Below are 14,201 nucleotides of genomic sequence, written 5' to 3'. Positions count from 1 at the left end.
CTCTGGGGTCACAAAACGTTGAGAATGGCCGGGTAATCGAAGTTCTCCACCCGTTGCGCCAGCTGGTCGCGCAGCTCGGCATCATGTTCGCCGACCTGGGCGATGGCCGCATCGATGCGCTCGCTTTCAAGGCTTTCCAGGGCCTCGCGCAACGCATGCCGCAAGGGTTCAGGCAGCCGGGCCAGGCGATCGGCCGTCAGCGCCGGCGTGGGCGCGGCAGACGCGGCGGGGGCGGGATCGGCATAGACATAGGCCACGCCCAGCTGCCGGGCGAGGCATTCGTAAATCTCGTGGAAGCGATAGGGCTTGTTGATGGCATCGTCCATGCCGGCCGCCAGCATCTCGGCGCGCTGTTCGGCCATGGCCGAGGCGGTGACGGCAACGATTTTCACATCCTTCCCGCCGGGCAGCTGACGGATGCGCCGGGTGGCCTCGATACCGTCCATCACCGGCATGCGCCGGTCCATCCAGACCAGATGCGGGCGCCAGCGCTGGAACAGGGCCACCGCCAGCGCGCCATTCTCGACGATTTTGACCTCGAGGCCGAGATCCCGCATCAGCCGGGCCAGCAGCAGCTGGTTTTCCCGCTGATCCTCCACGATCAGGATGCGCCGAACCGGCTGGCCCGGCGCGAGTCCCACCACCTCGCGCGCCGTCTGCGCCGCAGGCGCGTCGCCGGCGGGGACATCGGCCCGCTCCAGCGGCAAGTCGACCGCGAACCGCGAGCCCCGGCCAGGGATGCTATCGACCCGAACATGTCCCCCCATCAGCTCCACATATTGACGCGTCAGCGCCAGCCCCAGCCCGGTGCCCTTCTGCGAGGCATCCTCGCCCAGCTGCACGAAGGCCTCGAAGATTCTGGGCTGGTCTTCGGGGCGGATGCCGACGCCGCTGTCCTCGACCTCGATCAGCAGGCGTTCCGCCCCGGTCTCCGGCCGGACGCCCAGGTGGACGACAACCGAACCTTCGCGGGTGAACTTGATCGCATTGCCGACCAGGTTGATCAGGACCTGGCGCAGCCTGGCCTCGTCGCTGCGGATGTAGCGCGGTACCCGGGAGGTCTGCTCGACCCGCAGTTGCAGACCTTTCTCCTGGGCACGCACCTGCATCATGTCGGCCACATCGCGGACCAGGCCGCCGAGGTCGAACGGCGCGCTGTCGATCTGCACCCGGCCGGCCTCGATCTTGGACATTTCCAGCACATCGTTGATCAGTGTCAGCAGGTGCTCGCCACTGCGGTGGATGATGTCGAGATAATCGCACTGCACGGACGAGAGGCCGGACTGTTTGCGCAGCAGGTTGGAGAAGCCGAGGATGGCGTTGAGCGGCGTACGCAGTTCGTGATTCATGTTGGCCAGGAACACGCTCTTGGCCCGGTTGGCCCCCTCTGCCGCGTTGCGCGCCAGCACCAGCTCGGCGGTACGCTGCTGTACCTCCTCCTCCAGATGGTCCTTGTAGCGGCACAGCTCCTGCTCCGCCTGCTTGCGCTCGGTGATGTCCAGCGCCGTGCCGATGGAGCGCACCACCTTCCCCTCGCCATCCCGGGCATGCTCGCAGCAGGCGTAGATCCAGCGTTCCTGGCCATCCGATTGGCGCAGGATGCGGTACTCGATGTCGAAATGGCCATCCGGGGCCAGGGAGGCCAGGTAGGCCTGGTTGACCCGCTCGCGATCCTCGGGGTGCAGCCGGTCGAGGAACGCCTGGTAGGTTGCACCGAATTCGTCCAGCGACATGCCGAAAATCCGCAGCATTTCCGCCGACCAGACCAGGCGATCCCGGACCAGATCCAGCTCCCAGTTGCCCAGGTGGGCAATACGCTGCGCCTCGGCCAGGGAGTTTTCGCTCTGCTGCAGCTTCTCCTCGGCCAGCCGGCGCTCGGTGATATTGCTGAAGATCACCACCGCGCCGGTGATCTTCCCGCGCTCCATGATCGGCGAACTGACATACTCGACCGGAAAACTGCTGCCGTCCTTGCGCCAGAAGAGATCGACCCCGCGATGCGGCGCCACGCTGCGGTAGACCCCGTGCACCGGGCAATCCTCCAGCGGATAGAGCTGGCCGTCCGGCCGGCTGTGGTGAAACAGGGCGTGGCTGCATTGCCCGATCAGTTCCTCGACGCCGAACCCGAGTGCCTGCGAGGCGGCCGGATTGGCAAAGGTGCAGCGGCCATCGTTATCCAGCCCGTAGATGCCCTCCCCCGCCGAGTCCAGGATCAGCCGGTTGCGCAGGCTGAGCTGGAGCACCGCCGTCTCGGCCTTCAGGCGTTCGGTGATGTCGCGGGCGGCGGCAAACACGCCCAGCACGTTGCCGGCCTCGTCGTTGAACACGCTGGCGTTGTAGAGCACCGCGGTGACATGCCCGGAGACATGACGGATGGCCAGCGGGTAATCCGTCACGAATCCCTGCGAGAAGGCCAGCTGATAGCCCTCGCGAGCCTTCTCCGGCTCGGTGAAGTAGTCCGCGAAATCGCTGCCGATCAGCTGCTCACGAGCCAGGCCGGTGGCCTTCTCTGTGGCCCGGTTGACATCGGTGATCTTGCCCTCGGCGCTGATCGTCACCAAGGGATCCATGCTGGCTTCGATCAGGCTCCTGGAATAGTGCGACGCCAGTTTCAGGGCGTCCTCGGCCTGCTTGCGGGCGGTGATGTCGACGAAGGTCGCCAGGAAGTCGTCCTCCAGGACAACGCCCGAGATCTCCATGATGCGGACCTCGCCGTTCCTGCAGGTCACCCGGTACTCGTTCGGCGGGATGTCCTCGCCGGTCGCAGCGGCGCGGCGCACCGCGTCGCGCCAGGTCGTCATGGCCCCCTGGCGATAGTCCGGATCGGGATAGGCAAGCCGCCACCAGGCCTCCATGGTGGGGATTTCCGCGCGGGTGTAGCCGAACACCTGGTCAAAACGATCGTTGAAGCCTTCGATCACACCGCCTTCGCTGACATAGCAGAGCGGAATCGAAACCTTCTTCATCAGCTTGGCAAAACGCTGCTCGCTGCTGCGCAGGGCCTCCTGGGCACGGTTCCGCTCGGCCATCTCGCTGGCCAGCAGCCGGTTGCTCCGCCGCAGGCTGTCCTCCCGGTTGGCCACCGCATCCGACATGGCCTGGAAGCCGTCCAGGATGGTGGCGAACTCCCGGTAGGACTCGGGCAGACTGATCTTCTGGTACTTGCCCTCGACCATGTGACTGGTTGCCGTCACGAGGGCCGCAACCGGCTGCCGCAAAAGGCGCGCCAGGATCCAGCGCGTCGCCAGCAACAGCACCGCCACCAGCAAGGCCATGGTGGCCAGGCTGGCCGTCAGCAGCTGCCGGTCGCGCGCCTGGTACAGACCGGGCGAGATGCCGAACTCGACACTGCCGATCGCCTGCCCCCGGTGGCGGATGGCGATCCGCTGCCGGCGCTGCTGGAGCTCGGGATTTTCGTGGCGGTAGACGACCCGATCCTGATCGTCGCGGATGGTCAGCGTCGCCATGTCGGCGTTGGAGGCGAAGGCGTCGCCGATTTTCCTGATCAACTCATCGTCGATGTTCCACAGCGGCCACTCCAGCGAGTCGCGCAGGTATTCGGCATATTCGCCCGCACGGGCCTCCTGGGCCGCCTGCGTCTGCCGGGTGAAATAGACATAGTTGAGCAGGCTGCCCAGGCCCGATACCACGGTGACCAGCAGCACCAGGGCCAGGGTGAGGTCGCCGAACAGCGATCGCGGCTTGCGCGGCGCCCGTTGCGCGGTGCCCTGCTCCCGCGATGCCACTCAGCGCTCCTGCTCGGTGGCGTATGCCCGCCCGAACCGCTGCAGCAGCCGGGGCAGATCCGGTGGCATCCGGCCCTTGCCATACAGGCCCTCGAGGATGCGGGCATATTGCCGGCTCTCGAGCGTCCGGCGCAGTGCACCACGGTAGCGCTCGGCCACGGCCCGAGCTCCCGGCTGGCTGACATCGATCATCAGCGCCAGGGGCCGTTCCGATCCCGGTATGGGGATCGCGGCAAACCGGTCCTGTTCGTCGGGAAACAGCCGCTTGATCATGTACTGGCCGGCCGCGTCAACCAGGATGCAGACATCGATGCGCCCCCGTTTCAACATGCGCAACAGCGACTCGATCGAATCGCTTTCCTCGACCTGAAGGCCGTTGCCGAGAAAGTATGCCGGATTCTCCAGGGTGCCGCGCAGGACGCCCAGCGTCCATCCGCGCAGCGCCCGGATGCCGGGAAGCGCGTGGATATCGTGATGCGGCCGGTAAAAGAAGAATGCCGAGCGGAAAATGCCGATGGGAAAGACGGCGCGCGGCCTCTTGTGCACGAGGATGTCGGGGTCGCCGACGATATAGGGCGCCCGGCTCTGGCGGAAGCGCTTGACCGGCAGGTATTCGAGCGCGTAGGCAACCCCGGCGTTGGCCGACAGCAACCGCAGGATCGCGCCGCCGACGCCATCGTCAGGCAGGGAGGGAGACCAGAGGGGGGGCGTGTCGGTCGACTGAACCACGATGGTCGCCGGCGCCTCCGCCGCCCGACCGCTGACCGCCAGGCAGCAGGCCAGCAAGGCCATGACCCGCCGCCATCCCGCGCGCCTGCCCCTGGCGGTTGCCGCGGCAACCCGCGAAGGCAGGGGACGGGCAAGCGGTGGACAACCTAGCGGCATGGGTACGATCAGCAGGACGCGCATCCCGGCTCATCCCTGCTGGCGCGGGAAACGGGAACGGCCCGCGCTACCCGGCATCGCCGGAGGACGTTCACGGCCAACCGGGATCGAGCCGCTGCAGGCGGACCACGGCATCCGCGGCGGCCCCGGGTGCGCGGCCGTGCTGCTCCAGCAGCTCCCGATAGCGGCCGCTGGCGACAATCCGGCGCAGGCCATCGCGGAAGGCATCGAACAGCTTACCGGCACGTGGATGGGTTTTGCTGAAGATCAGCGAGAGCGGCTCGCCGGTCTCCCGCAGATAGAACACCACCCGCCGGTCCGCCGCCGTTTCGGCGACGCCGGGATCGCCCGGGCCACCGATCAGGGCCGCCGCCTCGTTCTGGTCCAGGACATACCGGGCCAGCTGCCGGGACGGCAGCACATCGATCACCGGCGTCTGGCCCGCCGCCGCGAAGGCCGCCGCGACAAGCGCCACGGCCAGGGCACTCTCGGCGCTCTCGGCCTCGCTGTCCGGCGCCAACCGGTAAGCGACGATGTCGGTGACCCGCTCCTCGCCGAACAGCTGCGGTGCGATGCGCGGTGCCGTGGCCAGCGCAGGCGCCGGCCACAGCAGCGGCAACGCCAGCATCAGGGCGCCCAGGCGCCCGCCAGCAGCGGCAATCTTGCTCGGTTTCATGTCGGACCTCATGACCTCAATCGGCGATGCTGGCGCTGGAGAGGACCAGCAGCTTGTCCCAGATATCAAAATGGTAATGGAACGGGTGAGTCTGTGACAGGAATATCGTGATTTTCTGCTCTTGCGGATCGACGCTGAAGCGTGTGGAAAAAATGCCCGCCCACTCGAATGTGCCGATATCGCCGCTGTCGACGTTGTGCGAGCGGTCTGCCTGTATCGCCACGCCCAGGCCGAATTTCCAGCCCTCGTCGTGCAGCGTGGTGGCGCTGAGCGCGCCGATCTGGTTGGTGGCGGTCATCAATTCCACCGTCTTGCGGCTGAGCAGGCGCACGCCGTCCAGTTCGCCCTGGTTCAGCAGCATCTGGCAGAACCGGTAGTAGTCGTAGGCCGTGCTGGTAAGGCCGACACCGCCGGACAGGAAGGTCTTCGGCCCGCGGGTCTGGAAGCTGGCGGAGTAGACATAATCACCCTCCCGTTGCGGGCCGTCGGGCACCTTCTCCAACCGGCCGTTTCCGTCGGTCTTCCACAGTGCCGACAGGCGCCGCTGCCGGCTGTCCGGCATGAAGAAGTCGGTATCGTGCATCTTCAGCGGCTCGAGCACCCGCTGCCGCAGGTAATCGTCCAGCCTCATCCCCGACACCACCTCGACCAGGTAGCCCAGCACATCGGCGGCCAGGCCATATTCAAAGGTCTCGCCCGGCTGGCGGGACAGCGGCAAGCGCGCCAGCCGCCGGACCATGTCGCCGATGGTGCCCTGGGTCTCGTACAGCCCGCTGCTGATGCCGGCCTCCTCGTAGAAGGCATGCATCTGCCGGTACAGGGGATTCCCCGGATACCACTCGGAGGCGAAGGGATATGGCAACCCCGCGGTGTGGGTGAGCAGATCCTTGACCGTCAGTTCGCGCCGGGCGGGTACCAGCCGGAAGGCGGGAGCGGAGCCTTGCGGCTGCATTTCCAGCACCCGGGGCCGGGCGAATTCCGGGATGTACTTGGCCACCGGGTCCGACAGCAGCAGGCGCCCCTCCTCGTAGAGTTGCAGCACGGCAACGCTGACCAGCGGCTTGGTCATGGAGGCGATGCGAAACAGGGTGTCCCGGCGCATGGGCTTGCCGGCATCGGCAAGTCCCAGCGGCTCGAAGTAGGCGATTTTGCCCTTGCGGGCCACCAGCACGACGGCGCCGGCGATCTTGCGCTGATCGATGTGCTGCTGCACCAGCGCGCCGATCCGGCTCAGCCGGGCGCTGGACAGGCCGACCTGTTCGGGCCGTACCGGCCTGATCTCGTCGGCCAGGGCCGGATGGGACAACAGGGCGGCGGCCAGGGCAAACGACAGGATGCGTGTCATGTTCTTTCAACCCCGATGGAATGACTGCCGGCGACGCGCACGGCAGGCTGATGCGGGAGGCCGGCTAGCGCGCGCCGGGCATCCAGTTGCCGCCAGAGCGGCCGTGGACGTCGACCCAGAAGTGCGCCAGCCCCAGTTCCGCCAGCCAAGCTGGCCCCTGTGCCTCCTTCAGCATGGCGATGGTAGCAGCGCTGCCGGCAACGACGCACAGGTCGGCCACCACGCTGACCGCCGCCAGGTGACGGACCGGCCAGCCGGTACGGGGATTGAGCACATGCCCGTAGCGCACGCCGTCGACCTCGATGCAGCGCTCGTAGTCGCCGCTGCTGGCCATGGCGCCCCGCTGCAGCCGCAGGGTACGGATGAAGCTGCCCGGCTGCCGCGGATGGGCGATGCCGATGGCCCAGGGACTGCCATCGGGGTGCGGCCCGATGATCTTGATGTCGCCGCCCAGGTTGATCAGGCCATGGCGGATCTCGGCCTCCCAGCACAGGGCGGCGACCCGGTCCACCGCGTACTCCTTGACCGCGCCGCCGAAGTCCAGCTCCAGGCCGGGCTCGGGAAAAGCCAGGACCGGCGGCTCCCAGCGCAGCCGGTGCCAGCCGATCCGCGCCAGCAAGGTCGCGACGGTCGCCGGCTCCGGCACCCTGCCGTCGCGGAACCGCCAGGCATGGCGCAGCAATCCCGAGGTCACGTCGAAAAGGCCGCCGCTCTCCCGGTAGCAGGTCTCGACGTAGTTCAGCAGCCCGGCGGTCTCCTCGTCGACGCGCACCTGGCCGCCGGTCGCGGCAATCTGGTTGATGGCCGACAGCAGGCTGTCCGGGCGATAGCGGGAATAGCGGGCCTCCAGCCGCTCGACCTCGGCAATGGCGCGCCGGACCATGTGCATGGCCCGTGGCCGGGTCTTGGCATACAGCTTGATCTCACAGGGCGAGCCCATGGCGTTGAACGCCTGCTCGACGTAGACCGGCCCGCCGCGGGTCATCGCGGCAGCCCAGGTGCCGGAACGGTCACTCCCGGCCAGATGCTCGCGATCGGCCGCTGGATCAGAAGGACAGACCCCATGAGGCCCACAGCGTGCCGGTGCGCTCCATCTGGTAGCCGTTGTAGTCGTTGTAGGCGGGTTGCAGCCATTCGATGCCGAAATGGTTGCCCGCGAAGTCCCCGGACATGACCATGGCATTGAGGCCGAAACCGATGTCGAGATACTGGCCGCCGTAGCTCTGCGGGGTGTCCATGGGCCCAGTGGGCACGAAGGGCTTGGGGTACTGGCCGTCGATGGCGTCCTGGAAGGTATACAGCGCCCGTAGCGAGCCGGACAGCCAGTCCTTGATCTGGTAGCCGCCCCAGGCGGTGGTCTGGAACAGGGTGCCGAAGGCGAAGCCGGAATCGTTGTAGCTCTCCAGCGGCGCCAGAGTGCTGAGCTGCGCGCCCCAGTTGAAGTCGCCCTCGTAGCCGTTGTAGCTGAGGCTGGGCCAGATGCTCCAGGTACCGCTGCCGAGCTGCATGCCGTAATGCTCGAACTCGGAGTTGCCGTTGACGCGCTCGTTGACGCTGCCGGTGGGCGCGGTGAAACCCAGGGTCAGATGCACCTTGTGGCCCGGCTCCTCGTGGAGTTTGACCATGCCGGCCATGACGATGTCGCCGACGCCGCCGGTGGAATGGAAGGGGTTGCCGCCGTGGGAGGCATGGATGTCCTCCGGACTGGGTGGCGGCGCACCGTCCAGGCGGGTCAGGTGCATGTCCATGCTCATGAACTGCGGCATCAGCATCAGGGTCAGCCAGTCGGTCGGCGCGTACATGAGGTCCAGCATGGCCATGCTCATGTCCATTTCCCTGGGCTTGTACGTGCACTTGATGAAGGGACCGCAGCCCCGGTTGACGATCTCCAGGTCGCCGACGGGGCGGGTGCCCTGGTACATGCCGCCCTGCTGCAGCATGTAGGAATAGCGCACGCCGACCATGGTGTCGCCGGCCTTGGCCAGCATATGGTTGAAGAGGATGCCGGAAGGCGCATCCATGCCAAGGTGCTGCTGGCGATGATCCTCGTGGTGATGGTGATGATGCGCGTGCGGGTCGTCGCCCAGATCCAGGCTGGCGGTGCTGGCGGCCGACAGGTCGACCTTGAGGGCCGCGTTGAACTGGTAGTAGTCGAAGTTCGACCAGCTGCCGAGCCCGGCTCCGCCCAGGCGCAGATCACCCGAGTGGGTGTAGAACTCGAATCCGGCCTCGAAGGCCAGCGCCTTGCCCAGCGGCCGGGCCACGGTCACGCCGGTACTGAGGGCGCCGTAGGCGGACAGCCGGTAATCGCTGGAATAGGCGTCCAGCGGCACGCCGGCCAGATTGAACTGTCCCGAGGGGGCGGTCGGCGCGGCGCCGGAGAACAGGAAATAGGGCTCGTAGAAGGATGCGGCGTTCTGCGAGTAATAGCGGAAGCGCGGCGTGATCGACCATTCGCCGATCGGCTGCACCCAGTCGACATCGAAGGTATGCGCCGAGATGCCCCAGCTGTCGATGAAGAAGCGGTAGCCGCCGTGCAGCGAGGCATCCAGCGCGTCGACGTACTGCACCAGGCGGATGTCCCAGATGCCCTGATTACGCTCCTCCGGGCGACGCTCGATGACGCCCTCGACCACCGGCGCCCAGAGGTCCGGCAGGCCGAAGTCGGGACCGATGAAGGGCGCACTGTTGGTGTCGACATACAGCATGTCCACCGCCTTGTAGGGATTGGCGAGGAAGCCGGTGCTGCGGGTGAAGCCGATGCCGGATTCCAGCAGCAGGTCCTTGTTCATCACCTGCGCCACGCTGAGGTGGGTCGCCCAGTCCTGCCGGTTGCCGGTCAGATGCTGCGTCACCCCGCCGTTGGCGTCGGTCTCGGTCTGGATCTGCCCGCGGCTGGCGTAGTAGGACTTGTTGACGTAGGGCGCATAGAGCGGATTGATCAGGGCGTAGATATCGCTGTTGGTGTAGCTGAGCCCCAGGTTGGCGGAGGTCAGCTTCTGGTTGAAGTCCATCCGGCCATTGAGGCTGCCGAAGGCGGAGTTGTAGTCCGGCTCCTGGGAAACGCCGCCGCCCACGTTGACCGCCGCCTCGTCCCATTCGTAGCCGAGCCGGAAATCGCCCTGGTTGCGGACTTCCACCGAAGCCGAGGCCACCGTCTGCACCAGCCGGTTGTCCGGCACATAGGTCGCGGTTTCCTCGTCCAGCGCGTAGGGCGACAGGTTGCGGTCATAGAGGATGGAGCCATTGCCGCGGATCAGCGGCGAGGCGCCTGCCGGCGTGGGGTTGTTGCCACCCAGCGCGTAGGGCGCCGAGGCCACCGGCGTCGCCCCGGACCAGGTGTCCTGGGCGTAGTTGAAGCCGAACTTCCAGCGATCCTCCAGCGTGATCATGCCGTTCGCTTCGATGTTGTCCACCTGCAGCGGACTGTACTGGCTCTTGAGTCCGCCCAGCAGCTTCCAGGGCGTCTGCTTGTAGTAGCCGTACTCGAACGACGCGGCATCGCCGGGCGCGGCGGTGGCGGCGGGTGCCTGGGCCAGGCCGGGCAGCGCCAGGGCGGCCGCCGTCAGGGCCCTGAGTCCCGCGCGCTCACCGCTGGCCGGCGGCGCGGCGGCAACCGTCAGGCGGCGCAGACGCAGGCACGGCTCCGCCACCCGGGGGCGCAGGCCGGCTTGCCGCAGGGCGCGTACGAGGGTCTTGATCACGGCGGATTCGTCAGGCGGGCGGCCGGGGTCGTGCTAGTAACAGCCGCAGCCGCCGCCGCCCGCGGAGGCCGTGCCACCGGAAGCGGCCTCGCGCGAGCCGTAGATATGCTCGCGGAACGCGGCCTGGACGGGGAAAGGCTGGAGGGCCATGTGCGGTTTGGCGAGGGTACCGCGCTCCCAGGGCTGCACCGGGCTGCAGCCGCACAGTAGCGCGGCCATGCAGACCAGCGGCAGGGCACGGCGAATGGCCAGCGGCAGCAGTCGGCTCATGATCGGCGGGCTGGCGTGACCCGGGGAGACTGGCGGCGGCTAGACCGGTGGCAGACGCGCGGCGGCGTGTCGGTCAACGCGCAGCCAGCAGGGCTTCCACCTGCTTGCGGAACTGTTCCGCCTCGCCAGGCTTGAAGCCCAGATGGACTTCCCGGACGACCCCGTTGCGGTCGATGAGATAGGTTGACGGCATCGCCTTGACGCCGAACTTCTGCGGGCACTCGCCGCTGTTGTCCGCCAGGATGGTGAACTGCGCCGGTGTCTTCTTCAGGAAACCCTCGGCGTCCGTCGCCTCTTCGTCGAGGTTGATGCCGATGATCTCGAGGCCCTTGCCCTTGAGTTCCTGGTGCAGCTTGTTCATGAACGGGAACGATTGGGCACAGGGACCACACCAGGAGGCCCAGAAGTCCACGTAGAGCACCTTGCCCTTGTACTGCTCGAAACCTTTCCGGTCCGGACTGGCCAGGGCGTGCAGATCGCACTGCGGCGCGATATCGCCGGCCTTGAGCTCGGACGCCTGGGCGATGGGGAGCGACAGCATGGAGACGAGCAGACTGATGCCTGGATTCAATTTCATGGCCATGGTGATCCTGTATGGGACGACGGGTGCGATGGACAACATCGGTCCGCCCGGCGCCGGCCTCGACCCGGGGCCGCCCGACGCCTGGCGGGCGGGTTCATTTCCTGATCTTGGCGTTCCTGGTCCTGGTCTTGGCGCCGGTTGCCGATTCACAGCTGTACTGCACCGCGAAGGCCATGTTGCCCCGGGTGCTGCCGCCCTCCTCGTCGGGCACCTTCACCAGCTTCAGCTGATACTCGCCGTCGCCACCCGGGAGCGAACCCCATGCACCGAAATCCCTGTCGCCATTGACAGGATCGGTAACGGTAACCAGCTGATCGCCCTTGCTGACCGCCAGCTGGAGCTTGTAAGGCCGGTTCTTGGTTGCGGCACGCACCTGGAACCAGAGACGGTCCGTGGCACCCTTCTGGTTGGCGGCACAGCTGGCCACATAGGTTTTCTCGATGCCGAGCTTTGCGAGTGATCCGGTCAGCTTGGAATACTTGGGTGTTGCCGGTTTCTCGGGATTTTCAGGATTTTCGGGCTTCTCGGGATTTTCGGGGTCTCCGGGACCGGACGAATCATTGCCCTTGAGACGAATAGGTGTTTCCGTGCCGGTGTGATCAACTCCACCGGCGGTCTCGCAATGATAATTAATGCTGAACGTCATACCGCCAGTGGTCTTGCTGCCCACCTTGTCGATATCCAGGTAGTAGGTGCCAGGCCCACCCGACAGCCAGCCTGACGGGCTGGATTTGCCATCCCCGTTTTCCTTGTCGACCAAGGGTCCCGCCCGCAGCTCCTGGCCATCGACCGTTTTGCGCACGGTCAGGGATACGGTATAGGGCGCGCTAGAGGTTTTTCCCTCGATGTTGAAAAACAATCTGTCCGGTGCGCCATTGCCATCGTCATAACAGACCAGAGAGTAGCGGGCGTTGGCGGTCGCCCCATTGGCGATGAGCCCGTTGAGCTGATGCGCTTCAGCATCAAGCGATATCAGCCCGATGCACAACAGGCCTGCCGATAGTGCGGTTTTCTTCATGAACTTGCCTTCATTGCCGTTATGGAGACCAGCCCCGTAAGACGCCGGCCTTGGACAGGAATCGTTTCCCGGTTTTCACCGCTTGATGGGTAGCGAGATGGCCGAATTCAGACCTGCCTCCACGGACTCGCAGGTATTCTCGACCTTGAAAACCATCTTGCCTTTGGTCGGCCCACCGGCCTCGGCGATCTTGCCGAGCGTCAGGTCATAGCTGCCGTCGCCCGCCTCGAGATAGGTCCAGCCGCCGCTGTCGGCGCTGTCCCCGGACAGGTAGTCGATGGCCTCGGCCGTGAGCCCATCCTTGGCCACCGCCAGTTTCACGCCGAAATTGCGATTCTTGCTTTCCGCCTTCACGCGGAAACCGTAGCGGGCGGTGGCGCGACCCGCCTCCGGCGCGCAGATGACCCGGTAGCGGGCAACCGCCGCGGAGCCTGCGCCGATGGTGCCGGAAAACGCATGCAGGCCGGCGGCTTTCATCTGGACCTTGGTCGGCGTGGTCGTGCCGGTATGGAAGCCATTGGCGGCCTGGCAATGATGCTCGAAGTCGAACACCATGTTGCCCTTGGCGGGCTTGGCGCCGCTGGGCACCTTGACCACACTGACCAGGTAGGTGCCGTCCCTGCCGTTGAGTATCCGGGTGAGACCCGGCTTGAGATCGCCATTGGCCGGATCGGTCGCCTCGACAGTTGCATTGCCCTTGCTGACGACGGCCTTGAGGGTATACGGGCGATTGCGAGTCCGGGCGTTGATGCTGAAAACAAAACCCTCGGTGGCATAGCCTCCCACCGGGTAGCAGTCCAGCGTGTACTGGGCCACCGCATCGGGCGCCGTGCCGAGGGTGCCGCGCAGGCTGTGCGCCCAGGCGGGAGAGGCCAGCAAGGCACCGGCGCCCGCCGCAAGCAGGCTGCGCCGGACGAGGCCGGATAGGCGGAAACCCGTGGTTCGGTTCATGGTCGTTCCCTCGGCGGATCGGTTGGCGGGCAAGGCGGCGGTCACTCCAGCCCCAGTCTCAAGGCAGCCAGTTGGCGGACCGATTCATCGGGATCCCCCAGCGCCGTCCGGTAAATGGCACGGCTGCGGCGATCCAGCTCCAGGTTGTCGAGCGCGGCCAGCCGCACCGAAGCATCGCCATCCAGCATGGCGGAGCTCAGCAGCCCGAAGCTGTGCTCCTCGTCCAGCAGGGCCATGCCGGTCAGGGCTTCCGCCCGCACATCCCCGTTCGGGTCCGACAGCGCGGCCTGGTAGGCTGCCCGCAGGGTAGCCTCGTCGGCGCCCGGCGCCTGGCGCAGCCTTTCGAGCGCCTGCGCCCGCAATTCGGGATCGGCGTTGTGCGTGTCGCCGAGCAGCGCATCCAGGGATTCGCCGGCAGCCAGCCGCGGTGGCGTCTCGCGTGCAGGCAGCGCCTCGCCCGGGACGGGATGGGCCTGCGCCCCGGCCGTTGCCGGGAATTCGTCGAAGGTCGAAGCCAGCACCTTGACGCTGGCCGGCCGGCGATCAGCATCCCCTGCCCCGCCCGCATAAGCAAAGGCCAGATCGGCACCGGTCCCCAGCGCGCAGCGCAGCACCGCCTCCAGCCCCCGCGCATGGCAGGCAATGGCAACCGGCTGCGGCGGCGCCGCCTGGTAATGGATGGGCACCGACAAGCGCTGCGCCAAGGCTTCCAGAACCTGGCCGATGGGCACGGAGCGGGCTTCCAGGTCGATGGTGCCATCCGGCCCTACCTGCACGAGGACCGCCGGCGTCGCCGGCTGGCCAGCCGATGCCCCGCCGGTCAGCGCCTGCGCCCGGGTGGCCAGCATGGCCCCCAGCAGCAAAAGTGCCCGCGGAAACCGGTGGGCAGGGGCGCGATAGCTATCGAGATTGTGTCTCATCATCGGTCCGGCAGCGACTAAGGCCCTGCTACAGGCACATTTCATGCCCCGAAAAACCGCCATGAATATCATTGGGTTACAAGGATACCGCATACCGCATGCG

The 14,201-nt window shown here is 66.6% G+C and carries 11 protein-coding genes; all 11 read right to left on the bottom strand.

Features of this window, described 5'->3' with window-relative positions; all coding sequences use genetic code 11:
• Positions 1-8 precede the first annotated feature (8 nt).
• The 11 genes from ACH5N8_RS05695 to ACH5N8_RS05645 all read right to left on the bottom strand — a co-directional run bounded on the left by ACH5N8_RS05695 (position 9) and on the right by ACH5N8_RS05645 (position 14,101).
• Positions 9-3,746 (bottom strand): PAS domain S-box protein, encoded by a 3,738-nt coding sequence (locus tag ACH5N8_RS05695; protein WP_483282838.1) that lies wholly within the window; start codon positions 3,744-3,746, stop codon positions 9-11.
• Positions 3,747-4,538: a hypothetical protein gene (locus ACH5N8_RS05690; protein ID WP_483282837.1), complete on the bottom strand. Its 792-nt coding sequence runs from the start codon at positions 4,536-4,538 to the stop codon at positions 3,747-3,749.
• A gap of 184 nt (positions 4,539-4,722) precedes the next feature.
• On the bottom strand, positions 4,723-5,307 hold the full coding sequence (locus tag ACH5N8_RS05685; protein WP_483282836.1) for a hypothetical protein: 585 nt from the start codon (positions 5,305-5,307) through the stop codon (positions 4,723-4,725).
• A gap of 16 nt (positions 5,308-5,323) precedes the next feature.
• Positions 5,324-6,652, bottom strand: a complete 1,329-nt coding sequence (locus ACH5N8_RS05680) for a serine hydrolase domain-containing protein (protein ID WP_483282835.1) — start codon at positions 6,650-6,652, stop codon at positions 5,324-5,326.
• A 64-nt stretch (positions 6,653-6,716) separates the two neighbouring features.
• Positions 6,717-7,637, bottom strand: a complete 921-nt coding sequence (locus tag ACH5N8_RS05675; protein WP_460028323.1) for an FAD:protein FMN transferase — start codon at positions 7,635-7,637, stop codon at positions 6,717-6,719.
• A 61-nt stretch (positions 7,638-7,698) separates the two neighbouring features.
• The gene (locus tag ACH5N8_RS05670; protein WP_483282834.1) at positions 7,699-10,356 is read right to left on the bottom strand and encodes a DUF3570 domain-containing protein; all 2,658 of its coding nucleotides are present in this window, start codon (positions 10,354-10,356) and stop codon (positions 7,699-7,701) included.
• Positions 10,357-10,389: 33 nt separating this feature from the next.
• Positions 10,390-10,626 (bottom strand): DUF4266 domain-containing protein, encoded by a 237-nt coding sequence (locus ACH5N8_RS05665; RefSeq protein WP_483282833.1) that lies wholly within the window; start codon positions 10,624-10,626, stop codon positions 10,390-10,392.
• Positions 10,627-10,699: 73 nt separating this feature from the next.
• Positions 10,700-11,203, bottom strand: coding sequence for a TlpA disulfide reductase family protein (locus ACH5N8_RS05660; protein WP_483282832.1), 504 nt, complete (start codon positions 11,201-11,203; stop codon positions 10,700-10,702).
• Between the two features lie 100 nt (positions 11,204-11,303).
• Positions 11,304-12,227, bottom strand: a complete 924-nt coding sequence (locus ACH5N8_RS05655; protein ID WP_483282831.1) for a hypothetical protein — start codon at positions 12,225-12,227, stop codon at positions 11,304-11,306.
• Between the two features lie 75 nt (positions 12,228-12,302).
• The gene (locus tag ACH5N8_RS05650) at positions 12,303-13,178 is read right to left on the bottom strand and encodes a hypothetical protein (RefSeq protein ID WP_483282830.1); all 876 of its coding nucleotides are present in this window, start codon (positions 13,176-13,178) and stop codon (positions 12,303-12,305) included.
• Positions 13,179-13,219: 41 nt separating this feature from the next.
• Positions 13,220-14,101, bottom strand: a complete 882-nt coding sequence (locus tag ACH5N8_RS05645; protein WP_483282829.1) for a hypothetical protein — start codon at positions 14,099-14,101, stop codon at positions 13,220-13,222.
• Between the last annotated feature and the right edge of the window lie 100 nt (positions 14,102-14,201).

This window comes from Methyloparacoccus sp. NF-16 (assembly GCF_056880625.1).
This window is presented reverse-complemented; position numbering and strand designations above follow the sequence as displayed.

Coding starts and splice junctions, on each gene's coding strand:
- ACH5N8_RS05645 (WP_483282829.1), bottom strand. CDS start 14,101: ATGATGAGACACAATCTCGATAGCTATCGCGCCCCTGCCCACCGGTTT.
- ACH5N8_RS05675 (WP_460028323.1), bottom strand. CDS start 7,637: ATGACCCGCGGCGGGCCGGTCTACGTCGAGCAGGCGTTCAACGCCATG.
- ACH5N8_RS05655 (WP_483282831.1), bottom strand. CDS start 12,227: ATGAAGAAAACCGCACTATCGGCAGGCCTGTTGTGCATCGGGCTGATA.
- ACH5N8_RS05650 (WP_483282830.1), bottom strand. CDS start 13,178: ATGAACCGAACCACGGGTTTCCGCCTATCCGGCCTCGTCCGGCGCAGC.
- ACH5N8_RS05690 (WP_483282837.1), bottom strand. CDS start 4,538: ATGGCCTTGCTGGCCTGCTGCCTGGCGGTCAGCGGTCGGGCGGCGGAG.
- ACH5N8_RS05660 (WP_483282832.1), bottom strand. CDS start 11,203: ATGAAATTGAATCCAGGCATCAGTCTGCTCGTCTCCATGCTGTCGCTC.
- ACH5N8_RS05665 (WP_483282833.1), bottom strand. CDS start 10,626: ATGAGCCGACTGCTGCCGCTGGCCATTCGCCGTGCCCTGCCGCTGGTC.
- ACH5N8_RS05685 (WP_483282836.1), bottom strand. CDS start 5,307: ATGAAACCGAGCAAGATTGCCGCTGCTGGCGGGCGCCTGGGCGCCCTG.
- ACH5N8_RS05680 (WP_483282835.1), bottom strand. CDS start 6,652: ATGACACGCATCCTGTCGTTTGCCCTGGCCGCCGCCCTGTTGTCCCAT.